At 55.8% G+C, this 23,118-nt stretch carries 25 protein-coding genes; 11 read left to right on the top strand and 14 right to left on the bottom strand.

Annotation, left to right across the window (positions count from 1 at the left end; translation table 11 throughout):
• Window positions 1-217 precede the first annotated feature (217 nt).
• Window positions 218-550, top strand: coding sequence for a hypothetical protein (locus tag G7090_RS05110; protein ID WP_166181712.1), 333 nt, complete (start codon window positions 218-220; stop codon window positions 548-550).
• Between the two features lie 183 nt (window positions 551-733).
• A complete protein-coding gene (locus tag G7090_RS05105) occupies window positions 734-2,095 on the top strand; it encodes an MFS transporter (protein WP_166181711.1) in 1,362 nt (453 codons plus the stop codon).
• Window positions 2,096-2,124: 29 nt separating this feature from the next.
• On the opposite strand, the gene G7090_RS05100 is transcribed toward G7090_RS05105, so the two are convergent.
• Window positions 2,125-2,616: a YajQ family cyclic di-GMP-binding protein gene (locus G7090_RS05100; protein WP_106992136.1), complete on the bottom strand. Its 492-nt coding sequence runs from the start codon at window positions 2,614-2,616 to the stop codon at window positions 2,125-2,127.
• A 129-nt stretch (window positions 2,617-2,745) separates the two neighbouring features.
• Between G7090_RS05100 and panE the strand changes: the two genes are divergently transcribed.
• Together panE and yajL are read left to right on the top strand one after the other, a co-directional pair.
• The gene (gene panE, locus G7090_RS05095; protein ID WP_166181710.1) at window positions 2,746-3,657 is read left to right on the top strand and encodes a 2-dehydropantoate 2-reductase; all 912 of its coding nucleotides are present in this window, start codon (window positions 2,746-2,748) and stop codon (window positions 3,655-3,657) included.
• Window positions 3,620-4,213 (top strand): protein deglycase YajL, encoded by a 594-nt coding sequence (gene yajL / locus G7090_RS05090; protein WP_166181709.1) that lies wholly within the window; start codon window positions 3,620-3,622, stop codon window positions 4,211-4,213. Before panE ends, yajL begins: the two co-directional genes overlap by 38 nt.
• 95 nt (window positions 4,214-4,308) lie before the next feature.
• Here yajL and thiI read toward each other — a convergent pair whose 3' ends face one another.
• Window positions 4,309-5,757 (bottom strand): tRNA uracil 4-sulfurtransferase ThiI, encoded by a 1,449-nt coding sequence (gene thiI, locus G7090_RS05085; RefSeq protein ID WP_166181708.1) that lies wholly within the window; start codon window positions 5,755-5,757, stop codon window positions 4,309-4,311.
• 192 nt (window positions 5,758-5,949) lie between these two features.
• Here thiI and xseB point away from each other — a divergent pair, with 192 nt between their 5' ends.
• The 4 genes from xseB (at window position 5,950) to G7090_RS05065 (ending at window position 10,019) form a co-directional block, all read left to right on the top strand.
• Window positions 5,950-6,192, top strand: coding sequence for an exodeoxyribonuclease VII small subunit (gene xseB / locus G7090_RS05080; RefSeq protein ID WP_032616819.1), 243 nt, complete (start codon window positions 5,950-5,952; stop codon window positions 6,190-6,192).
• Window positions 6,193-7,092 carry a (2E,6E)-farnesyl diphosphate synthase gene (ispA, locus tag G7090_RS05075; protein ID WP_142488423.1) on the top strand — a complete coding sequence of 300 codons (900 nt, stop codon included), beginning with the start codon at window positions 6,193-6,195 and terminating at the stop codon, window positions 7,090-7,092.
• A 24-nt stretch (window positions 7,093-7,116) separates the two neighbouring features.
• A complete protein-coding gene (gene dxs, locus G7090_RS05070) occupies window positions 7,117-8,979 on the top strand; it encodes a 1-deoxy-D-xylulose-5-phosphate synthase (RefSeq protein WP_106992132.1) in 1,863 nt (620 codons plus the stop codon).
• A gap of 65 nt (window positions 8,980-9,044) precedes the next feature.
• Window positions 9,045-10,019, top strand: coding sequence for an aldo/keto reductase (locus G7090_RS05065; protein ID WP_106992131.1), 975 nt, complete (start codon window positions 9,045-9,047; stop codon window positions 10,017-10,019).
• A gap of 106 nt (window positions 10,020-10,125) precedes the next feature.
• Here the strand turns inward: G7090_RS05065 and thiL are convergent, their stop codons facing one another.
• From thiL to nrdR, 5 genes are all read right to left on the bottom strand, one after another.
• Window positions 10,126-11,097, bottom strand: coding sequence for a thiamine-phosphate kinase (gene thiL, locus G7090_RS05060; protein WP_166181707.1), 972 nt, complete (start codon window positions 11,095-11,097; stop codon window positions 10,126-10,128).
• A 78-nt stretch (window positions 11,098-11,175) separates the two neighbouring features.
• Window positions 11,176-11,595 carry a transcription antitermination factor NusB gene (nusB, locus tag G7090_RS05055; protein ID WP_106992129.1) on the bottom strand — a complete coding sequence of 140 codons (420 nt, stop codon included), beginning with the start codon at window positions 11,593-11,595 and terminating at the stop codon, window positions 11,176-11,178.
• A 21-nt stretch (window positions 11,596-11,616) separates the two neighbouring features.
• Window positions 11,617-12,087: a 6,7-dimethyl-8-ribityllumazine synthase gene (gene ribE, locus G7090_RS05050; RefSeq protein ID WP_039032362.1), complete on the bottom strand. Its 471-nt coding sequence runs from the start codon at window positions 12,085-12,087 to the stop codon at window positions 11,617-11,619.
• 90 nt (window positions 12,088-12,177) lie between these two features.
• Window positions 12,178-13,281, bottom strand: coding sequence for a bifunctional diaminohydroxyphosphoribosylaminopyrimidine deaminase/5-amino-6-(5-phosphoribosylamino)uracil reductase RibD (ribD, locus tag G7090_RS05045; protein WP_166181706.1), 1,104 nt, complete (start codon window positions 13,279-13,281; stop codon window positions 12,178-12,180).
• Window positions 13,282-13,285: 4 nt separating this feature from the next.
• Window positions 13,286-13,735 (bottom strand): transcriptional regulator NrdR, encoded by a 450-nt coding sequence (gene nrdR / locus G7090_RS05040; protein ID WP_032616812.1) that lies wholly within the window; start codon window positions 13,733-13,735, stop codon window positions 13,286-13,288.
• A 153-nt stretch (window positions 13,736-13,888) separates the two neighbouring features.
• Between nrdR and G7090_RS05035 the strand changes: the two genes are divergently transcribed.
• Both G7090_RS05035 and G7090_RS05030 read left to right on the top strand, forming a co-directional pair.
• Window positions 13,889-14,428 carry a DUF3251 domain-containing protein gene (locus tag G7090_RS05035; protein WP_166181705.1) on the top strand — a complete coding sequence of 180 codons (540 nt, stop codon included), beginning with the start codon at window positions 13,889-13,891 and terminating at the stop codon, window positions 14,426-14,428.
• Window positions 14,429-14,687: 259 nt separating this feature from the next.
• Window positions 14,688-15,572, top strand: coding sequence for a nucleoside-specific channel-forming protein Tsx (locus G7090_RS05030; RefSeq protein ID WP_106992126.1), 885 nt, complete (start codon window positions 14,688-14,690; stop codon window positions 15,570-15,572).
• Between the two features lie 157 nt (window positions 15,573-15,729).
• On the opposite strand, the gene G7090_RS05025 is transcribed toward G7090_RS05030, so the two are convergent.
• From G7090_RS05025 to queA, 7 genes are all read right to left on the bottom strand, one after another.
• Window positions 15,730-16,410 carry a YafY family protein gene (locus G7090_RS05025; protein WP_166181704.1) on the bottom strand — a complete coding sequence of 227 codons (681 nt, stop codon included), beginning with the start codon at window positions 16,408-16,410 and terminating at the stop codon, window positions 15,730-15,732.
• A 25-nt stretch (window positions 16,411-16,435) separates the two neighbouring features.
• On the bottom strand, window positions 16,436-16,801 hold the full coding sequence (locus G7090_RS05020) for a VOC family protein (protein ID WP_106992124.1): 366 nt from the start codon (window positions 16,799-16,801) through the stop codon (window positions 16,436-16,438).
• Window positions 16,802-16,942: 141 nt separating this feature from the next.
• Window positions 16,943-17,914, bottom strand: a complete 972-nt coding sequence (gene secF, locus G7090_RS05015; protein WP_106992123.1) for a protein translocase subunit SecF — start codon at window positions 17,912-17,914, stop codon at window positions 16,943-16,945.
• Window positions 17,915-17,924: 10 nt separating this feature from the next.
• On the bottom strand, window positions 17,925-19,772 hold the full coding sequence (gene secD / locus G7090_RS05010; RefSeq protein ID WP_106992122.1) for a protein translocase subunit SecD: 1,848 nt from the start codon (window positions 19,770-19,772) through the stop codon (window positions 17,925-17,927).
• Window positions 19,773-19,797: 25 nt separating this feature from the next.
• On the bottom strand, window positions 19,798-20,130 hold the full coding sequence (gene yajC, locus G7090_RS05005; protein WP_032616800.1) for a preprotein translocase subunit YajC: 333 nt from the start codon (window positions 20,128-20,130) through the stop codon (window positions 19,798-19,800).
• 22 nt (window positions 20,131-20,152) lie between these two features.
• On the bottom strand, window positions 20,153-21,280 hold the full coding sequence (gene tgt / locus G7090_RS05000) for a tRNA guanosine(34) transglycosylase Tgt (RefSeq protein ID WP_106992120.1): 1,128 nt from the start codon (window positions 21,278-21,280) through the stop codon (window positions 20,153-20,155).
• Between the two features lie 53 nt (window positions 21,281-21,333).
• On the bottom strand, window positions 21,334-22,404 hold the full coding sequence (gene queA / locus G7090_RS04995; protein WP_166181703.1) for a tRNA preQ1(34) S-adenosylmethionine ribosyltransferase-isomerase QueA: 1,071 nt from the start codon (window positions 22,402-22,404) through the stop codon (window positions 21,334-21,336).
• Between the two features lie 91 nt (window positions 22,405-22,495).
• Here queA and acpH point away from each other — a divergent pair, with 91 nt between their 5' ends.
• Window positions 22,496-23,077 carry an ACP phosphodiesterase gene (gene acpH / locus G7090_RS04990; RefSeq protein WP_166181702.1) on the top strand — a complete coding sequence of 194 codons (582 nt, stop codon included), beginning with the start codon at window positions 22,496-22,498 and terminating at the stop codon, window positions 23,075-23,077.
• Window positions 23,078-23,118: the final 41 nt, after the last annotated feature.

The following is a 23,118-nucleotide window of genomic DNA, read 5'->3' as shown; positions in this document are numbered from 1 at the left end:
TTTTTGTCACACTATTCATACCTGCACAACATAACCCACCACTATCCTTTCATCTCTTCTAATTCATGTCGGAAATACCAAGCTCACCCTAAACTAATTATCATATAAATATAAAAGAATTCATCACGCTTCATATTTTATATTATATCTAAAATGATATTCTTATGACGCCAGGTATTAAGCTGGCTACAGTAATTATTTTTTTAAAGGAATAGAAATGAAAGAATTATCAGCATACGAAATGGAATATATTTCCGGTGGATTTAATTTAGCCAAAGCTGTGACAGGCTTTACTGAATTTGTCTTCAATTCAGGCGTTGGTTTTGGCAACTTCGTCGTCACTTCAGGGACTGCATTTGGTAACTTCGTTGTAGACAGCGCAGCGGCATTCGGGACATTTGTGCTCGGCGGTTCAAACTGGGAGACTTTTGTCACCACCGGCTCAAACAACTGGAACGGCTTTGTAAACACTGCCGGGAATAGCTGGAACACTTTCGTTGACAATGCAGCATCCGACTGGAATAGCTTCCTGCAAGGCGCCGCTGAGTAATTTGTTTTAAATCTATTAATGGGTAGAGCATCATCTCTGCCCATTTCTGCCTTAATTGCCCTCATACTCTTATCCGCTTAACAGCACAAATCATTAACAGCAGCAATATTTGTTTATGCTCACTCTGTTTACCCCACCCCTGTCTCGCACTACACTGGACGCGCTTTTTAGACAGAGGTGGTAATGAACGATTATAAAATGACGCCGGGCGAGCTACGCGCCACCTGGGGTTTGGGGACAGTTTTTTCGTTGCGTATGCTCGGCATGTTTATGGTCCTGCCCGTTCTGACCACATACGGCATGGCATTACAGGGAGCAAGCGAGGCGTTAATTGGTCTTGCCATCGGTATTTATGGCCTGGCGCAGGCGGTCTTTCAGATCCCCTTTGGCCTGCTCTCCGATCGTGTCGGTCGTAAGCCGCTGATCGTCGGCGGGCTACTGGTGTTTGTTGCCGGTAGCGTGATCGCCGCCCTCTCCCACTCTATCTGGGGCATTATTCTCGGTCGCGCGTTGCAGGGCTCGGGCGCCATCGCTGCCGCCGTCATGGCACTGCTGTCGGATCTAACCCGCGAACAGAACCGTACCAAAGCGATGGCCTTTATTGGTGTCAGCTTCGGCGTCACCTTTGCTATCGCGATGGTGCTGGGTCCAATCATTACCCATGCGCTCGGGTTAAACGCCCTCTTCTGGATGATCGCCGTGCTGGCGACCGTCGGCATCGCGCTGACGATTTGGGTGGTGCCAAACAGCAAAAATCATGTGCTGAACCGTGAATCGGGGATGGTTAAAGGCTGCTTCAGCAAGGTGCTGGTCGAACCGCGTTTGCTGAAGCTCAACTTCGGCATCATGTGCCTGCATATCCTGCTGATGTCCACCTTCGTCGCCCTGCCCGGCCAGCTGGCCGCCGCCGGTTTTCCGGCGGCTGAGCACTGGAAAATCTACCTCTTCACCATGCTTATCTCTTTTGTCTCCGTGGTGCCGTTTATCATCTACGCCGAAGTGAAGCGCCGGATGAAGCGCGTCTTCCTGGGCTGCGTTGCCCTGCTGCTGATCGCCGAAATCGTGCTCTGGGGTTCCGGCCCGCACTCCTGGGAGCTGGTCGCGGGCGTGCAGCTCTTCTTCCTCGCCTTCAACCTGATGGAAGCCCTGTTACCATCGTTAATCAGTAAAGAGTCTCCGGCAGGCTATAAAGGCACGGCGATGGGGATCTACTCCACCAGCCAGTTTATCGGCGTGGCCATCGGCGGCGCGCTGGGAGGCTGGGTCGATGGCATGTTCGATTCACAAACCGTATTCCTGGCGGGTGCGCTGCTGGCAACGGTCTGGCTGCTGGTGGCCAGCACCATGAAAGAGCCACGTTACGTCAGCAGCCTGCGGGTGGAAATTCCGCATGATGTGAAGGTGAGTGAGGGCTTAAAACAGCGTCTTGAAGCCAAAGAGGGCGTCAGTGAGGTATTACTGGTGCCGGAAGAGCGCAGTCTGTACGTTAAAATCGACAGTAAAGTGACAAACCGCTTTGAAGTTGAGCAGGCGCTTAAAGCCTGAAAAAAAGCCCGGCATCGCCGGGCTTTTTCTTAATCGCGGAAGTTTTTGAACTGGAACGGCTGGCCGAGATCGCCGCCACGCACCAGCGCCATCACACCCTGCAGATCGTCGCGGGATTTCCCGGTAACACGAATCTCTTCGCCCTGGATCTGCGCCTGCACCTTCAGCTTGCTGTCTTTGATGAGCTTAACGATTTTCTTCTGCATCGCGCTCTCAATGCCCTGCTTCAGTTTGGCTTCAACAAACCAGGTTTTGCCGCTGTGAACGAAGGTCTCCGGCACATCGAGGGAGGTCCCTTCGATGCCGCGCTTCAACAGCTTGGCACGCAGAATGTCCAGCAGCTGGGTGACCTGGAAATCGGACTCACTCAGGATCTTAATGGTCTTATTTGCGTCGTTCAGCTCAAAACTTGCCTCAACGCCACGAAAATCGAAACGTGACTCAACTTCACGGCTGGCATTGTCCACGCCGTTACGTACTTCCTGGATATCAACTTCGGAAACAATATCGAAAGATGGCATCTTTTCTTCTCCCTTCACTTTTGTTGCGTTGCATAATACCCGCTACGGGGCATAACTCAACAGAAGCTTAGTTGTCGACGCTATACTACATGTTGTAACACCTGGCGCAGTTGCAGGTGAGGAGGAACGATGAAAATTACCGTGCTCGGATGCGGGGCACTGGGACAACTTTGGCTCGCCGCACTTCGCAAACAGGGACACGAAGTCCAGGGCTGGCTGCGCGTGCCACAGCCCTATTGCAGTGTAAACCTGATTGAAGAAGACGGGAGTATCTTTAACGAATCTCTTATCGCCAACGATCCGGATTTCCTGGCCCAAAGCGATCTTTTGCTCGTTACCCTGAAAGCCTGGCAGGTCTCTGATGCCGTGCGGACGCTGGCATCCACCCTTCCCCCTACGTCACCGATAATGTTGCTTCACAACGGGATGGGGACCATTGAAGAGCTTAAAAGCGTTCCCCAGCCGCTGCTGATGGCCATCACCACCCATGCGGCCCGCCGTGACGGTAATGTGATTGTTCATGTCGCCAGCGGGATGACCCACATCGGCCCGGCCAGAGCGCAGGAGGGGGACTACAGTTATCTGGCGGATCGTTTCCAGCAGGTACTGCCGGATGTCGCTTGGCACGATAACATCCGCCCACAGATGTGGCGCAAGCTGGCGGTAAACTGCGTGATTAATCCGCTGACCGCCCTGCTGGATTGTCCAAACGGTGAGCTTAAAAACCATCCGCAGACCATCGCCACGCTGTGTGCAGAGGTCGCGGCCGTCGTGGAGCGCGAGGGCATCCACACCTCGGTGGACGATATTCGCTATTACGTTGACGAGGTCATAGAGCGCACCGCCCAGAACATCTCTTCGATGCTGCAGGATATCCGCGGGCTCCGGCATACCGAAATTGATTACATTACCGGTTACCTGCTAAAACGCGCCCGCGCACACGGTATCAGCGTGCCGGAAAATGTCCGTCTGTACGAACAGGTTAAACGTAAGGAGAGTGAGTATGAGCGCGTCGGCACTGGTATGCCTCGCCCCTGGTAGCGAAGAGACCGAAGCGGTCACTACGATCGATCTGCTGGTTCGCGCCGGGATTAGCGTCACGACAGCGAGCGTCGCCAGCGATGGCAATCTGATCATCACCTGCTCGCGTGGGGTAAAGCTCGTGGCAGATGCCCCGCTGGTAGAGGTGGCCGACGGTGATTACGACGTGATCGTTCTCCCGGGCGGTATCAAGGGCGCGGAGTGCTTCCGTGACAGCCCGCTGCTAGTCGAAACCGTCAGGCAGTTCCACCATTCCGGGCGCATCGTCGCCGCCATCTGCGCGGCCGCCGCCACGGTGCTGGTGCCGCACAATATCTTCCCGATTGGCAATATGACCGGTTTCCCAACGCTGAAGGATAAGATCCCCGAAGAGCAGTGGGTGGATAAGCGTATGGTCTGGGATCCACGCGTAAACCTGCTCACCAGCCAGGGGCCGGGCACGTCGATTGATTTTGCGCTGAAGATTATCGAGCTGCTGGTCGGGCGCGAAAAAGCCTATGAAGTGGCCTCTTCGCTGGTGATGGCGGCGGGGATCTATAACTATTACGAAGCGTAATGCGTAAAAAAGCCGGGTGGCGGCTGCGCCTTACCCGGCCTACAAAGAGCACGAACCTGTAGGCCCGGCAAGCGCAGCGCCGCCGGGCATTTTAACTACGGGCGATACACCTTCACATTGGTAAAGCCCTGCTCGCGCAGATAGAGCGCCTGCAGACGGCTCATCACCCCGCGCTCGCACCAGAGCAGATAGGTTTTGTTCTTGTCCAGATCGCCAAATTTGGTGCTCAGCTTGTAGAACGGCACTGATGCCACTTCCACACCTTCCGGCGTAAACGGCTTCGCATCCTGCTCGTCAATCGAGCGAATATCCAGCAGCACATCGTCCGGGCCAAAACCACTGACGGTTTCGACCTCCACAACGTCCTGCTCGGTCTGCTGGGCGATTTCACGGATATCGATGTTAGAAGCTTCAGCCACCACTTTTTCAAGGATGCTGAAATCGAAGTTCTCTTCTTCCGCTTCGATCTTCGCCTTCACCGCTTTCACGGTCGGGCTCTTGGAAATCACCCCGCAGTATTCCGGCATGGTGCGGGCGAAGTCTTCGGTACCGATCTCACGCGCCAGGTCGATAATGTGCTCTTTATCGTGGGAGATCAGCGGACGCAGGATCAATGTATCCGAGACGTTGTCGATCAGACGCAGGTTGGTCAGGGTCTGGCTGGAGACCTGGCCCAGCGCTTCGCCGGTGACCAGCGCCTGCACGCCATAACGCTCAGCCACTTTAGAGGCTGCACGTACCATCATGCGCTTCAGCACCACGCCCATCTGGCCGTCGTCAACTTTCTCGAGGATCTCGCCAACCACCGGCTCAAAGTTGATCGCCACAAAACGCACGCGGTGGGAGCTGCCGAAGCGGTTCCACAGATAATGAGCCACCTGACGCACGCCGATTTCATGCGCCGCGCCGCCGAGGTTGAAGAAGCAGTAGTGCACGCGGCAGCCGCGACGCATCAGCATATAGCTGGAAACACCGGAGTCGAAACCGCCGGAAATCAGCGACAGCACGTCTTCCTGGGTACCGATTGGGAAACCGCCGATACCTTCATAGCGGCCTTTCACCAGCAGCAGGCGGTCGTTTTCGATTTCCAGATTAACGGTCACTTCCGGATTGTTCAGACGCACGCGCGCCGATTCAACGTGCTGATTCAGCCCGCCGCCGACGTAGCGTTCAACTTCAATAGAGCTAAACTCATGTTTACCGCGACGCTTGGCGCGCACGCAGAAAGTTTTGCCTTCGATCTGATCGCGATACTGCGCCAGCGCTTTTTCGAAGATGTCGTGCAGGGAGGTGAAAGGAACATCTTCCACTTCCAGAATATGGTGGATCCCCGGGATGCGGGTTAAGGCATCACGAATGTCCAGGCGCTTGTTTTCATCTTTAGCGCGGACTTCAACATGATCCCAGTGACGCACGACGGCCAGCGTCTCGTCGTAGTGCTTCAGAACGTTACGAATGTTCCCGGTTAAAATTTTAATAAAGCGCAAACGCACAGATTGGCTTTTGATGGTGATTTCAGGGAACAATTTAATGATAAACTTCATGGCGGCAATGTTTCTTTGGCAAGCGATAAGGCTTGTAATGGAAAAGTACAGCAGCCCACATTTCCAGGGCTGCATCCAGGCGCGGAAGTATACCACCATCGCGTGGCTCCTGCGCACATTGCGCGTTATTTGATAATTACCCTGAGTCCGATACCATATCAGGGATAAAAAACTGAGAGTCAGACATTCACTATGCCGAAGAAAAACGATGCACCCGCCAGTTTCGAAACTGCGCTGAGTGAACTGGAGCAAATCGTTACCCGTCTGGAAAGCGGCGACCTGCCGTTAGAAGAGGCGCTTAATGAATTCGAACGTGGCGTGCAGCTGGCGCGCCAGGGCCAGGTTAAGCTGCAACAGGCGGAACAACGCGTGCAGATCCTGCTTTCCGATAACGAAGATGCCGCCACGACCCCCTTCACACCGGATGCCGAGTAGATGGACTTTTCGAACCAGCTTCAGGCGTGCGTCGGGCGTGCTGACGATGCGCTGCGCCGTTTTATCGCTCCCCAGCCTTTTCAGAACACTCCACTGGTTGAGGCCATGCATTATGGCGCACTGTTAGGCGGCAAACGCCTGCGTCCTTTTCTGGTGTATGCCACCGGCGGAATGTTCGGCATCAGCGCCGATACGCTGGATGCGCCAGCCGCTGCGGTCGAGTGTATTCACGCCTACTCGCTGATCCACGACGATCTGCCGGCGATGGACGACGACGATCTGCGTCGCGGTCAGCCGACCTGCCACATTAAATTTGGCGAAGCGAACGCCATTCTGGCGGGCGATGCCTTGCAAACCCTGGCGTTCTCGATTCTGAGCGATGCGCCGATGGTGGAAGTGGCGGATCGCGATCGTCTGGCGATGGTCTCCGAGCTGGCAATGGCCAGCGGTGTTGCCGGTATGTGTGGCGGTCAGGCGCTGGATCTGGAGGCAGAAGGCCGTCAGGTTAATCTGGAACAGCTGGAGCGAATTCATCGCCACAAGACCGGGGCGTTGATTCGTGCAGCCGTTCGTCTGGGCGCGCTGAGCGCGGGTGAACAGGGTCGCAAAGCCTTGCCGGTTCTGGATCGTTATGCAGAAAGTATCGGTTTAGCCTTCCAGGTTCAGGATGACATTCTGGATGTCGTGGGCGATACTGCAACATTGGGTAAACGTCAGGGTGCCGATCAGCAGCTTGGCAAAAGTACCTATCCCGCCCTTCTGGGCCTTGAGCAAGCCCAACAAAAAGCCCGGGACCTGATTGCGGATGCCCGTCAGTCGCTAGAGCAACTGGCCGCGCAGTCACTGGACACCTCGGCACTGGAAGCGCTAGCGGACTATATAATCCAGCGTGATAAATAACGAAAACACCACGATGAGTCTCTGATGAGTTTTGATATTGCCAAATACCCGACACTGGCGTTGGTTGACTCCACCCAGGAGTTACGTCTGTTGCCGAAAGAGAGCCTGCCGAAGCTGTGTGACGAGCTGCGTCGCTATCTGCTTGACAGCGTAAGCCGCTCCAGCGGCCATTTCGCCTCCGGGCTTGGCACGGTGGAACTCACCGTGGCGCTGCATTATGTCTATAACACGCCCTTCGATCAGCTGATCTGGGACGTGGGTCATCAGGCTTATCCGCACAAAATTCTCACCGGTCGTCGTGATAAAATTGGCACCATTCGCCAGAAAGAGGGCCTGCATCCGTTCCCATGGCGCGGCGAGAGCGAATACGACGTGCTGAGCGTCGGTCACTCTTCCACCTCCATTTCTGCCGGGATCGGTATTGCCGTTGCCGCCGAAAAAGAGAATAAACAGCGTCGCACCGTCTGCGTCATTGGCGATGGCGCGATCACCGCCGGGATGGCCTTTGAGGCGATGAACCACGCGGGCGATATCAAACCCGACATGCTGGTGGTGCTCAATGACAACGAGATGTCGATTTCCGAAAACGTCGGGGCGCTGAATAACCACCTGGCGAATCTGCTCTCGGGTAAGCTCTACTCCAGCCTGCGCGAAGGCGGTAAAAAAGTTCTCTCCGGTGTACCGCCGATCAAAGAGCTGTTGAAGCGCACCGAAGAGCACATCAAAGGCATGGTAGTGCCGGGCACGCTGTTTGAAGAGCTGGGCTTTAACTACATCGGCCCGGTAGATGGGCACGACGTGCTGAGCCTGGTCTCGACGCTGAAAAACATGCGCGACCTGAAAGGCCCGCAGTTCCTGCATATCATGACCAAAAAAGGCCGGGGCTACGAACCGGCCGAAAAAGACCCGATCACCTTCCACGCGGTGCCTAAATTCGACCCGACCAGCGGCTGCCTGCCAAAAAGCAGCGGCGGGATGCCGAGCTATTCAAAAATCTTCGGTGACTGGCTGTGTGAAACCGCCGCTAAAGACAGCAAGCTGATGGCCGTGACCCCGGCGATGCGCGAAGGCTCCGGGATGGTCGAGTTTTCCCGCAAATACCCGACGCAATATTTTGATGTTGCCATCGCCGAGCAACATGCGGTGACCTTTGCCGCAGGCCTGGCGATTGGCGGTTACAAGCCGGTAGTGGCGATCTACTCCACCTTCCTGCAGCGCGCCTATGACCAGGTGATCCACGATGTCGCCATTCAGAAACTGCCGGTGCTGTTCGCCATTGACCGGGCGGGTATTGTCGGCGCCGACGGCCAGACGCACCAGGGGGCGTTCGATCTCTCCTTCCTGCGCTGTGTCCCGGATATGGTGGTGATGACCCCAAGCGACGAGAACGAATGCCGTCAGATGCTGTTCACCGGCTATCACTATCAGGATGGCCCTACCGCCGTGCGTTATCCTCGCGGTAACGCCGTGGGCGTGACCCTGGAGCCGCTGGCAAAACTGCCGATTGGTAAAGGCGTCGTCAAACGTCGCGGTGAAAAGCTGGCGATCCTAAACTTCGGTACGCTGATGCCGGAAGCGGCAAAAGTGGCGGAATCCCTTAACGCGACGCTGGTGGATATGCGCTTTGTGAAGCCGCTGGATGAAGCCCTGATTCTGCAGATGGCATCGCAGCATGAAGCCCTGATCACCCTGGAAGAAAATGCCATTATGGGTGGCGCAGGCAGCGGTGTGAACGAAGTGCTGATGGCGAAACGTAAAGTCGTGCCGGTGCTGAACCTTGGCCTGCCGGATCACTTTATCCCGCAGGGTACCCAGGACGAAGCGCGCGCCGACATCGGTCTGGACGCCGCAGGTATCGAAGCCCGCATCACCGCCTGGCTGGCATAATCCCTCCCCTTTCCGCTCCTGCTATGCTTAACGGTACGTTTTAAGTAATCAGCAGGAGTGGAACCATGCAATACAATATATTAGGAAAAACAGATCTTAAGGTTTCCCGACTTTGCCTGGGCTGCATGACCTTTGGCGAGCCGGACCGGGGTAAGCACGCCTGGACGTTGCCGGAAGAGAGCAGCCGCCCAATCATCAAACACGCTCTCGAAGGCGGCATTAACTTCTTTGATACCGCTAACAGCTACTCCGACGGCAGCAGCGAAGAGATCGTCGGCCAGGCCCTGCGCGACTTTGCCCGCCGTGAAGAGGTGGTGGTTGCTACCAAGGTTTACCATCAGACAGGCGATCTGGCAGAAGGCCTCTCCCGGGCGCAGATCCTGCGCTCTATTGATGACAGCCTGCGACGCCTGAACATGGAGTATGTCGATCTGCTGCAAATCCACCGCTGGGATTACAACACGCCGATTGAAGAGACGCTGGAAGCGTTGAATGACGTGGTCAAAGCGGGTAAAGCGCGCTATATCGGCGCCTCGTCAATGCATGCCGCCCAGTTTGCCGAAGCCCTGGCGCTGCAGGAACAGCACGGCTGGGCGCCGTTTGTCACCATGCAGGATCACTACAACCTGATCTACCGCGAAGAAGAGCGCGAGATGTTGCCCCTGTGCTATCAGCACGGCGTGGCGGTGATCCCGTGGAGTCCGCTGGCACGCGGGCGGTTAACCCGTCCGTGGGGCGAAACCACAGCCCGCTCGGTATCGGATGAGTTTGGTAAAACGCTGTATGAGGAAACCGAAGCCAATAACGCGCAGATTGCGGAACGGGTAGCGAGGATTGCCGAGGAGCTCGACGTGACGCGCGCTCAGGTGGCGCTGGCGTGGGTGTTAAGTAAACGAGGGGTTGCCGCACCGATTATCGGTGCCTCGCGCGAAGAGCAACTGGATGAGCTGATCAACGCCGTGGATATCACCCTGACGCCGGAACAGATTGCCGAACTGGAAACGCCGTACAAGCAGCATCCGGTGGTGGGATTTAAGTAATAAAAAAGCCGGGTGGCGGCTTCGCCTTACCCGGCCTACGAAGCGTGCATAGTGCTGTAGGCCGGGCAAGCACAGCGCCCCCGGCACAAACCGCACAATGCTAACATCACGCGAAGTGATCGTACCCTTTCCAGTCGAGCGTCACCGGCGCGCCGTTCTGCACGAACTGCATCCCTTCGCTTTCCGGCATGATCTGGCCGATACAGGTAAACCCGGCACCCAGATTGGCTAACGCCACATCCAGCGTCCCGCGATTCAGCTCAGGCACGGTAAAGCACAGCTCATAATCTTCACCGCCGGAGAGCGCCCAGCGCAACGCCTGCTCAGGCTCAACATGCCTGCGCATCGCCTCAGATAGCGGGAACAGATCGAGGTCGATCCGCGCGCCCACGCCGCTGGCTTTCAGAATATGGCCCAGATCGGAGATCAGGCCATCCGAGAGATCGATAGCCGAGCTGGCGCGATCGCGCAGCGCCTGGCCGTGCAGAATGCGCGGGGTCGGACGCAGATGGCGTTGCACAAAATAGGCCGCGTCATCGGCACGCTCTACGGTTAGGCGATTCTGCAAGACAGCCAGGCCCGCGGCGCTATCTCCCGGTGTACCGGTGACGTAAATCCAGTCGCCCGGTTTCGCGCCAGACCGTTTGAGTGCGCGTCCATTAGGCACATAGCCGTGGATCGCCAGGGTCATCGACAGCGGACCGGCGGTAGTATCGCCACCGATCAGCTGCATATCGTAATAGTTAAGCTGTTCAAACAGCGCGTCGCTAAAGGCCTCAAGCCAGCTTTCATCGACTTTTGGCAGGGTCAGAGCCAGCGTTAACCACGCCGGATCGGCCCCCATCGCCGCCAGATCGCTCACGTTCACCGCCAGCGCTTTATAGGCCAGATCGGCAGGATCGATATCCGGCAGAAAATGGTGACCAGACACTAAGGTGTCGGTGCTGATTGCCAGCGTCTGTTTTTCGGGGATATTAAGAAGTGCACAATCGTCGCCGATGCCGGTTTCCACATCGCGACGCGAGCTTCTGACTCGGTCAAAATAACGGGCAATCAGGGAAAACTCGCCACATGCCATGCGTTATGCCTCAGCAAAGAAAATAAAAAAACCGGAGCCCGTACCGCCCAAAGGCGATACGAAACTCCGGCTTGCGGATCACTTTTTACGGGGACGGATCGCAGGTGCAGCTTTATCCAGCACGCCATTCACAAATTTGTGACTGTCTTCAGCACCGAAGGTTTTCGCCAGCTCGATCGCTTCGTTGATGGCCACTTTGTAAGGCACATCATCACGTTTAGCCAGTTCAAACAGGGCGATACGCAGCACCGCTTTTTCAACCTGACCCAGCTCTTCGAGCAGACGGGACAGGTACGGCTTCATCAGACCGTCGAGATACGCGCTATTAGTCGCCACTCCCGACAGCAGTTCACGGAAGTACACGACGTCAACGTCTTTGACGTCTTGTTCCGCCAGGAACTGGTATTCAACATCAGCGATGTCGTTCTGGGACAACTGCCAGGAGTAAAGTGCCTGAACGGCACATTCACGGGCGCGGCGACGAGCAGCAGGTTTCACGGAATTCCCCTTACAAAAAAATCAGGCCTTGATGGCTTTCAATACATTGATCATTTCAAGCGCGGTCAGTGCAGCTTCTGCACCTTTGTTACCGGCTTTGGTGCCAGCACGTTCGATGGCTTGTTCAATACTTTCAGTGGTGAGTACGCCGAACGCGACAGGAATTTCTGCATCCTGTGCCACGTGCGCCAGACCGTTGCTTGCGCCACCGGCAACATATTCAAAGTGAGCGGTACCGCCACGAATCACTGTACCCAGCGCAATTACCGCATCGTATTTGCCGGTTTTCGCCAGTGCGCCCGCTGCCAGTGGCAGTTCGTAAGCACCCGGAACCCAGACAACGGTAATGTTTTCGTCTTTCACCTGGCCGATACGTTTCAGGGCGTCAATAGCACCATCCAGCAGGCTGTCGTTGATGAAGTTGTTGAAACGCGCAATGGTGATGGCGACGCGAGCGTCCGGGGTAGCAACGGCTGCTTCAATAATGTTCATACTCTTCCTTAACGGGTTCATTTGGTGGCCCCGCAGGGGGGCGGATTTTATCATAATATTTTGCGCACTGCTTCCCTATTTAGGCAAGCCTTACGCGGTGGTCAGGTGGAGACAGAGATCCGGTCCAACCGGGCGTATCTCGCTAAAGTTAAATGCTGGCGCATCCGCCAGCGTTTCCAGCCCTGGTAACACGCACAGGCCTCGGGCGTCGCTGCCTAACAGTTTAGGCGCCAGATAGACAATCAGCTCATCCACCAGCCCGGCCTGCAACAGCGCGCCGGCCAGCGTCGGGCCCGCTTCTACCCAGATACTGTTGATCTGCTGTTTGCCCAGCAACATCATCAGCACCACTAAATCCACGTGCCCATTGTGCTCCGGCACCAGAATGCTGCGCACACCTTCGGGCCAGCAGCGCTCATCTTCCTGAGTGCGGGCAAACCAGGTTTCCCCGGGCTGCTGCACAATGCGGTGCTCAGGGGTAACCTGGTTCTGCCGGTCGACCACAATGCGCAGCGGCTGGCGCAAATTCTCTTGCGGGTACAATTTCTGGGTGTCGGCGTTCAGCTCATCCCAGCGCACGGTCAATGCCGGATCGTCGGCCAAAACGGTGGCATGGCTGGTGAGAATAGCATGGCTTTGCGCGCGCAGACGTTGCACATCGCGCCTTGCCTGCGGGGAGGTGATCCACTGGCTTTCACCGCTGGCCATCGCCGTGCGGCCATCCAGTGAGGCGCCCAGCTTCAATTGAATATAGGGAAAACCGGTACGCATCCGCTTGAGGAAGCCTTTGTTCAGGCGCTCAGCTTCACTCATCATCAGGCCATGGCTGACCTCAATCCCCGCCTGCTGCAGGCGATACAGGCCGCGACCGGCGACCTGCGGGTTGGGATCCTGCATCGCCGCGACAACCCGGGAGACACCGGCCGCTATCAGCGCATCGCAGCACGGCGGCGTACGCCCGTGATGGCTGCAGGGTTCCAGCGTGACGTAGGCGGTGGCACCGCGCGCCTTCTCGCCGGCCATACGCAGGGCATGCACTTCAGCATGCGGCTCACCGGCACGATAGTGAAAACCTTCCCCGACGATCTCGCCATCTTTAACGATAACGCAGCCGACATTGGGGTTGGGATGGGTCGTAAAACGACCGCGCTGCGCCAGCTTCAGCGCTCGCGCCATGTAAATCTCATCCTGCATATGCTTAATCCTGTAGGCGGGCGATCTCTTCCCCGAACTCTTTAATGTCTTCGAAACTGCGGTAAACAGAGGCAAAGCGGATATAGGCCACTTTATCGAGCTTTTTAAGCTGTTCCATCACCAGGTTGCCGATCATTTTGCTCGGCACCTCACGCTCGCCGGTGGCGCGCAGCTGGGTTTTGATGTGATTAAGCGCCATTTCGACGTCATCTGCGCTGACTGGCCGTTTTTCCAGTGCTTTTAGCATCCCGCTGCGCAGCTTTTCTTCGTTGAAAGGTTCACGGACGTCATTACTTTTCACGACGCGGGGCATCACCAGTTCTGCCACTTCAAAGGTGGTGAAACGTTCGTTACACACCAGGCACTGACGACGACGGCGTACGGATGAGCCCTCTCCCACGAGACGGGAGTCGATTACTTTGGTATCCACGGCGAGACAGAATGGGCAATGCATACGGTGTCCTGGCTATCGGGTTGACTGAGCTCCATTTTACCCTGAACTGGGCTGACAACAAAGAAGGAGCGTTTTTGAGATAAAGGATCTATACGCGGGGCAGCGTCGTTGACTACCCTTAGCAGAATCCGTTATTTCAGGGAAATAATTGCCATGACAAGACGTTACCTACATGTTTTGCTGCTGGGAAGCCTTTTTAGCCTCAGCGCCTGTGCACAGCAAAGCGAAGTGCGCCAGATGAATCAGAGCATCAGTTCACTGAATACCACCATGAACAAGCTCAACCAGGAAACCGTCAAGATCACTCAGCAGAATGCGCTGAACGCTAAATCGACCAGCGGCGTCTATCTGCTGCCAGGGTCGAATACCCCTGCCCGGCTGAACAGCCAGATTGGTACGCTGAAGATGTCACTGGTGAACGCGGCGCCGAACGCCGACGGTACCCGCGCCACGCTGCGTATCCAGGGGGAATCAAACGATCCGCTGCCAGCATTCAGCGCCACCGTGGAATGGGGCCAGATCCAGGGCACGACCGACAGCTTCCAGGAAGTGAACGTCCAGACCCAGCTGATTAATGCTCCGGCCAGCGTGCTGGCACCCAGCGATGTTGACATTCCGCTTCAGCTAAATGGCCTGACCCCCGATCAGCTCGGTTTCATCCGTATCCACGATATTCAGCCCGTCGCGCAATAATCCCCCTGCGGAACGTGTTACACGTTCCGCCCTCTTTATTTACAAACATTGGCAACAGAAATGTTTGCTATTACAATCCGCTCCGTTAAAAATACGCAAACGTGAACGCAATCGATTACGTATGTGAGAGAACTGTGAAACAACACATATTTTTGTGAGCAAGGATTCCTATAATAGGCTCCCAGAAATACGAAATATTTAGAAACGCAATTCGCGCCTTTTTCACTCCCGTAAGGGATTTCAAATCAGTGGCATCATTATGAAAAAAACATTACTGGCAGCCGGTGCAGCGCTGGCACTTTCTTCAACTTTCGCTGTGCAGGCAGCAGAAAACGACAAACCAGAATACGTTTCCGACTGGTGGCACCAGAGCGTTAACGTTGTGGGCAGCTACCACACCCGTTTTGGACCGCAGATCCGCAACGATACCTACCTGGAATACGAAGCGTTCGCTAAGAAAGACTGGTTTGATTTCTATGGTTACATGGATGCACCGGTCTTCTTCGGTGGTAACACTGATGCGAAAGGTATCTGGAACCACGGTTCCCCACTGTTCATGGAGATCGAACCGCGCTTCTCCATCGATAAACTGACCGGCACCAGCCTGGCGTTTGGTCCGTTCAAAGAGTGGTACGTCGCAAACAACTACATCTACGACATGGGCCGCAACAAGTCTGGTCGTCAGAGCACCTGGTACATGGGTCTGGGTACTGACATCGACACCGGTCTGCCGATGAGCCTGTCCATGAACGTGTATGCCAAATACCAGTGGCAGAACTACGGTGCAGCGAACGAAAACGAGTGGGATGGCTACCGTTTCAAAGTGAAATACTTTGTGCCAATCACCCAGCTGTGGGGCGGCAACCTGAGCTACATCGGCTTCACCAACTTTGACTGGGGCTCAGACCTGGGCAACGACGACTTCCGTGACCTGAACGGTAAGAAAGCGCGCACCAATGACTCCATCGCCTCCAGCCACATCCTGGCGCTGAACTACGATCACTGGCACTACTCTGTTGTGGCGCGTTACTGGCACAACGGTGGCCAGTGGAACGACGACGCCAGCCTGAACTTCGGCGACGGCGACTTCAGCGTCCGTTCTACCGGCTGGGGTGGTTACCTGGTTGTGGGTTATAACTTCTAATCCTGTAGTTATGCCGGGTGGCGAAATAAAAGCAAAACGGCAACCTTCGGGTTGCCGTTTTTTATGTTTGCGCCCTCTCCCGTGGGAGAGGGTCGGGGTGAGGGCATCAGGCCGCACTAACCGTAGGCCGGGTAAGGCGTAGCCGCTACCCGGCATCTTATTGCTTCACCTTCCTCAAAAAATCCGCCAGCGAACGCTCCGCACTTTCGCTAAAGCGTCTGTCCGTTATCGTGATATTCAGACACCTGTCGAGCCGGAAACAGCGGTAGTCATCACGCCGTTCGCACCAGGCCGCCAGCAGCCAGTGCTCGCCCCAGAAGAACAACCCCAGCGGCTGAACGTCCCGGGAGGATAACTGCCCACTCTCATCCCGATAGTGCAGGCCCAGCACCCGCTGAGCGGAGATCGCCTGATGGATCACATCGAAGCCGCTGCGGGAGTGCGGCTGAAGGGCAATGTCCGGGGCGTAGATCCGGGTCTGCTCGGCCTTGCGACGGCTCTCCTCCGGCAGGATCGCCAGCACCTTTTCCTGGGCCGATTCCAGCTCACGCGACAGCGACTCCCCGCCCCAGGTTTTCAGCAGGCGGATCGCCACCATCAGCGCCTCGGACTCCTTGTTGGTCAGCATCAGCGGCGGCAGGTCGAAGCCCGTCATCAGGCGATACCCGCTTCCCGCCTCCCCTTCCACCGGCACGCCAGAGAGCGACAGATCCCGGATATCGCGATAGACCGTGCGTTCCGACACGCCGAGCCTGTCCGCCAGATGCGCTGCGGTTGTTAGCCGCCTGCCACGCAGGATCTGCACAATCTGGAACAAGCGGTCGGCGCGTCGGGTCATGGGTTCTTCGCTTTACAGGTGAATATCAGGCGGGTTGATGAAGTCCAACCCGGTTGCCTTCGCTGTCGGTAAACAGCGCGATGGTGCCAATACCGCGCGGCAGCTCAAGTGGGCCAAACACGCATGCGCCGCCAGCAGACGAAACGCGATCCAGCGTGGCCGCAAGGTTGTCAGTATGCAGGTAAATAATAGCGCCCTGCGACGAGGGTGTAATGCCGTCAAATTTTGCCAGCGCGCCGCCGGTGGCCGGATCCTCATGGGGGAAAATGGCCAGCTCGGCAACGTCCATTTGCTCGCGCTTCAGCGTCACCTGCAGCACCGGCTCGTAAAATTTGATGGCACGATCCATATCCGCGACCGGAATTTCAAACCAGTTAATCACACTTTTCATACATCCTCCTGCCTGTTGTTTAGGTTCAGAAGGAGTCTACGCCAGGCCTCCTGACAGCATACTGTCAGGAGTGTTTGTCAGGAGCAGGCAAAAAAAAGCCCGGCCATAAGACCGGGATTTCGTCACGCATCAGACAATGCCTTACGGCAGAATGGACGGCTGATCCGCCCCTTCTTTTTCCACTTTCTGCTGAAGCAGGTGCTCGCGCTTCATGCCAAGTTTCAGTGCCAGCGCGGACGCGACGTAGATGGATGAAGCCGTACCGATGGAAACACCGATCAGCATGGTCAGCGAGAAGCCTTCCAGAATCGGGCCGCCGAAGAGATACAGCATCAGGATCACCATCAGGGTGGTCCCGGAGGTGATCAAGGTACGGTGCAGCGTCTGGGTCAACGACACGTTAAAGATCTCGTACGGCGTACCGCGACGGATCTTACGGAAGTTTTCACGGATACGGTCCGATACCACGATACTGTCGTTCAGCGAGTAACCGATAACCGACATCAACGAGGCCACAATGGTCAGGTCGATCTCGATATGGAACAGCGACAGAACGCCCATGGTGATCACCACGTCGTGCGCCAGGGCGATAACCACCCCGGCCGCCAGACGCCACTCGAAGCGGAAACCGACATATACCAGGATGGAGATCAGCGCCACCAGTAGTGCCATCGCACCGGTCTGGGCCAGATCCGCACCCACGCTCGGGCCGACGAATTCAATACGCTTAACGGTTGCGGTCTGGCTGGTTGTTTCGTTAATCACGTTAACAACCTTGCTGCCCAGCTCCTGGCTGCCGTTGGCATCATGAACCGGCGGCATACGCACCATGATGTCGCGGCTGCTGCCGAAGTTCTGCAGCAGCGGCTCTTCGAAGCCCGCCTTCTGCAGCGACTCACGCATCTGGTCCATATCGACCGGTTTTTCCAGGTTAATCTCAATCACCGTACCACCGGTGAAATCGAGCCCCCAGTTAAAGCCCTTCACGCCCATAATGGCGATGGACAGAATCAGCAGAAAACCTGAAATGCCGAAGGCCCAGTAGTCCCAGCGCATAAAGTCCCAGACTTTACGGCCGTAGTTCAATTGTTCAACAGTATATTCCTGTGCCACAACGCACTCCTCAGATAGACAGCTTTTTAACGCGCTTGCCGCCGTACAGCAGGTTCACGATGGCACGGGTGCCGACGATAGCGGTAAACATTGAGGTCGCCACACCGATACCGGTAGTGATAGCAAAACCTTTAATGGCACCAGTACCGACTGCGTACAGGATAAGAACCTTGATAAGCGTGGTGATGTTCGCATCGAAGATGGAACTGAACGCACCACGGTAACCTTCGTCGATCGCCTGTTGTACTGAACGCCCGTTGCTCAACTCTTCTTTGATACGTTCGTTGATCAGTACGTTAGCATCGACCGCCACCGCAAGGGTTAAGACGATACCTGCGATCCCCGGCATGGTCAGCGTCGCCCCCGGCAGCAGGGACATAATGCCGACGATCAGCACCAGGTTCGCAATCAACGCGCTTGTCGCAATCAGACCAAACTTCTTATAGAAGAAGATCATGAAGATGATGGAGATCGCCAGACCGGCCAGACAGGCTTCAAGACCCTGAGTGATGTTCTGCATACCCAGAGTTGGACCGATGGTCCGCTCTTCAACAATCTGAATCGGCGCAATCAGCGCACCGGCACGCAGCAGCAGCGAGAGCTGACGTGCTTCGTTCGGGTTGTTGATACCGGTGATACGGAAGCTATTACCCAGGCGAGACTGGATGTTGGCGATGTTAATCACCTCTTCCTCTTTCACCAGGATGGAGCGACCGTTCGCATCTTTTTTACCGCTGTCTTTGTACTCCACGAACAGGGTCGCCATCGGTTTACCGATATTGTCCTTGGTGAAGTTAGACATGATGTTACCACCGGCGCTATCAAGCGAGATGTTAACCTGCGGCTGGTTGTATTCGTCCTGGCTGGAGGTCGAGTCGGTGATGTGGTCACCGGTCAGGATCACCCGCTTGTACATCACAACCGGCTGGCCTTCACGGGTCTGCTTCACTTCAGAGTCGCCCGGAACGCGGCCTGACGCGACAGCGGACTGATCGACGTTGGTGTTCACCAGACGGAATTCGAGGGTCGCGGTTGCGCCCAGAATCTCTTTCGCACGCGCGGTATCCTGGATACCCGGCAGCTCAACCACGATACGGTCAGCACCCTGACGCTGTACCAGCGGTTCAGCAACACCAAGCTGGTTAACACGGTTACGCAGGATGTTGATGTTCTGCTGAACCGCGTATTCACGCGCTTCTTTCAGACGTTCATCGGTCATCACCGCACGCAGCTGGTTGCTGCCCTGAGAGGAGAGGACGAGGTCGCGATGACGCTGGGTCAGGTAATCCATCGCCTGATTACGGGCAGTGCTGTCGCGGAACGCGATGCTCATCCCGTAATTATCTTCCTTACGCACGGTGGTGTAAGGGATGCCTTTTTCGCGCAGATCGCTACGCAGGCTGTCGATGTTTTGTTCCTGGAGTTTGCCAAGGGCGGTTTCCATATCCACTTCCATCAGGAAGTGTACGCCGCCACGCAGGTCGAGACCGAGTTTCATCGGCTCCGCGTTGATAGAAGCTAACCAACGCGGCGTTGCAGGAGCAAGGTTCAACGCCACGACATATTTATCACCCATCACGCCCATCAGCGCTTCACGAGCGCGGAGCTGCGTGTCGGTGGAGTCGAAGCGAGCAAGAATAGCGCCCTCTTCCAGTGCCACAGACTTAGCGGTAATTTTTTCTTCTTGTAAAGTTTTCTGGACCTGGATCAGCGTTTGCTCACTGGCGGCGACGCCGCGCGCGCCAGTGATTTGAACAGCCGGATCCTCACCATACAGGTTGGGAAGCGCATACAGCAGGCCGACGACAATGACGACGACCAGCATGACGTACTTCCACAAAGGATAACGGTTTAACACGGCAGTTCCCTTTGGGAAAAGTTAATTACAGCGCTTTCATGGTGCCTTTCGGCAGAACGGCAGCAACGAAGTCACGTTTAATCACTACTTCAGTAGTATCGTTCAGCGCGATAACGATGTAGCCGTTATCGGCAACTTTGCTTACACGACCTACCAGACCACCGTTAGTCAGCACTTCATCGCCTTTCGCGATGGAGTCCATCAGCTTTTTGTGCTCTTTGGTGCGCTTCTGCTGTGGACGCAGGATCATGAAATAGAAGATCAGACCGAACACCACCAGCATCAGAATCAGAGACATCGGGCTGCCCTGCGCCGGTGCACCTGTTGCCGCTACCGCATCAGAAATAAAAAAGCTCATTAAAATTCCCTCATTAAATAAATTAATCAACGTTCAAAGGTGGGACATCCCGACCCTGTCGTTGGTAAAAATCGGTCACGAAGCTCTCTAATTTACCCTCTTCGATAGCCTTGCGTAAACCAGCCATTAAGCGCTGGTAATAGCGAAGGTTATGAATCGTGTTGAGACGCGCGCCCAGTATTTCATTACAACGATCAAGATGATGCAAATAGGCACGAGAATAATTGCGACAGGTATAGCAATCGCACTCGGCATCGAGCGTGCTGGTGTCGCTTTTATGCTTCGCATTACGGATTTTTACCACGCCGTCGGTCACGAACAGATGACCATTACGGGCGTTGCGGGTCGGCATAACGCAGTCGAACATATCAATGCCGCGACGTACGCCTTCAACCAGATCTTCTGGTTTGCCGACGCCCATCAGGTATCGAGGCTTATCTGTTGGAATTTGCGGGCAAACATGCTCCAGAATACGGTGCATATCTTCCTTCGGTTCCCCCACAGCCAGACCGCCGACAGCGTAGCCATCAAAACCTATCTCTACCAGACCTTTAACAGAGATATCACGTAAATCTTCGTAAACGCTTCCCTGAATAATGCCGAACAGCGCATTTTTGTTGCCGAGGCCATCAAAGCGGTCGCGGCTGCGCTTCGCCCAACGCAGCGACATCTCCATCGAGCGTTTGGCGTAATCCCAGTCTGCCGGGTATGGCGTACATTCGTCGAAGATCATCACGATGTCGGAGCCGAGATCGTATTGAATCTCCATCGATTTTTCCGGATCGAGGAAGATCGGGTCGCCGTTGATAGGGTTACGGAAGTGAACGCCTTTTTCAGTGATCTTACGGATATCACCGAGGCTGAAGACCTGGAAGCCGCCGGAGTCGGTCAGGATTGGGCCTTTCCACTGCATAAAGTCATGCAGATCGCCGTGCAGCTTCATCACTTCCTGACCCGGGCGCAGCCACAGGTGGAAGGTATTGCCGAGGATAATTTGCGCGCCCGTGGCTTCGACTTCTTCCGGCGTCATCCCTTTGACGGTGCCGTAGGTGCCAACAGGCATGAAGGCTGGCGTTTCGACTACGCCGCGATCGAACACCAGACGGCCACGGCGTGCGCGACCATCGGTAGTATCAAGTTCAAATTTCATTTTTTCTCCAGCGTCAGAAAAACAGTCCGGCGCGTTAGACCAGTGCCGCGGCGTTATTCCCCGACACGTTCATTCAAAGCTTGCGGATTGTACGTGATAAACATCGCGTCACCGTAGCTAAAAAACCGATATTTTTGTTCTACCGCAGCCTTGTAGGCGTTCATGGTGTTTTGATAACCAGCAAATGCCGACACCAGCATGATCAAGGTTGACTCCGGCAGGTGGAAGTTGGTCACCAGCGCATCGATCACTTTGTATTGATAGCCCGGGTAGATAAAGATTTGGGTGTCGCCAAAGAAGGGTTCGATCAGATCGTTTTTGGCAGCCTGGGCGGCGCTCTCCAGTGAACGAACCGAGGTAGTGCCGACGGCAATTACTCGGCTCCCACGGTCTTTCGCCGCCATCACTGCATCCACAACCTCCTGCGGCACTTCGGCGTACTCGGAGTGCATGATGTGATCTTCGATGCTGTCGACACGCACCGGCTGGAAGGTGCCCGCCCCGACGTGCAGGGTCACAAATGCCATCTCAATGCCTTTTGCCCGCAGTTTTTCCAGCAAAGGTTCATCAAAGTGCAGGCCTGCGGTCGGCGCCGCTACCGCGCCAGGTTTCTGGCTGTAGACGGTCTGATACAGCTCGCGGTCAGCCTCTTCATCCGGACGCTCAATGTACGGCGGCAGCGGCATGTGGCCAATGGTGTTCAGAATATCCAGCACCGTGCGCTCGTCATTAAACTCGACTTCAAACAGCGCATCGTGGCGCGCCACCATGGTGGCGTTGATGCTCTCGTCATCGCCCAGCAGCAGCTCCGCGCCCGGCTTTGGCGCCTTGGAGGCGCGAATATGTGCCAGAATACGTTTATCATCGAGCATTCTTTCGACCAGCACTTCAATCTTGCCGCCGCTGGCTTTGCGGCCGAACAGACGGGCCGGAATAACGCGGGTGTTGTTGAACACCAGCAGGTCACCCGGGTTGAGCTTGTCGAGCAGATCGGTGAAAGTACCGTGCGTCAGCGCACCCGTCGGCCCATCCAGCGACAATAAGCGGCAGCTACTGCGCTCAGGCATAGGATAGTGGGCAATCAGGGACTCGGGTAATTCAAAGGAGAAATCGGCGACGCGCATGGCATATACTCGTGACTTAAAAACAGGCGGCTTAGTCTAGTGCTCACACCTCTTTGCTGCAACAACTAGCCGACTCCGGATAACGAATCGCATGAATTTTCTCGCTCACCTGCACCTCGCCCATCTCGCTGACAGCTCGCTTTCCGGCAATTTGCTGGCCGATTTTGTGCGCGGCAATCCCGCCGAGGACTACCCCGCTGACGTGGTGGAGGGCATTTTCATGCACCGCCGGATCGACGTCATGACTGACAATCTGCCCGAAGTGAAAGAAGCCAAAGCCTGGTTCCGCCCGGAAACCCGCCGGGTCGCCCCTATTACGCTGGACGTGATGTGGGATCATTTCCTCTCCCGCCACTGGGAACAGCTCTCCCCGGAGATGCCTCTGCCAGCGTTCGTGCGCTATGCCCACGCCCAGGTGGCGATTATCCTTCCGGACTCTCCGCCGCGCTTTGTGAATCTGAATAACTACCTGTGGTCAGAGCGCTGGCTCGAACGCTATAGCGAGATGGACTTTATTCAGCGGGTGCTGAACGGCATGGCCAGCCGCCGTCCGCGCCTCGACGCTCTGCGCGACTCCTGGAAGGATCTGGATGCCCATTACGACGCACTGGAGACCCGCTTCTGGCAGTTCTATCCGCGGATGATGGAACAGGCGAAATATAAGCAGCTTTAATATAAATGTGATTGATAGGTAAAAGCTGGGTTAACGATTGT

Origin of the sequence: Leclercia sp. 29361 (assembly GCF_011290365.1) — a bacterium.
GTDB lineage: Bacteria > Pseudomonadota > Gammaproteobacteria > Enterobacterales > Enterobacteriaceae > Enterobacter > Enterobacter tamurae.
The sequence above is the reverse complement of the archived record's forward strand: the minus strand, read 5'-3'. Positions and strand labels throughout refer to the sequence as shown.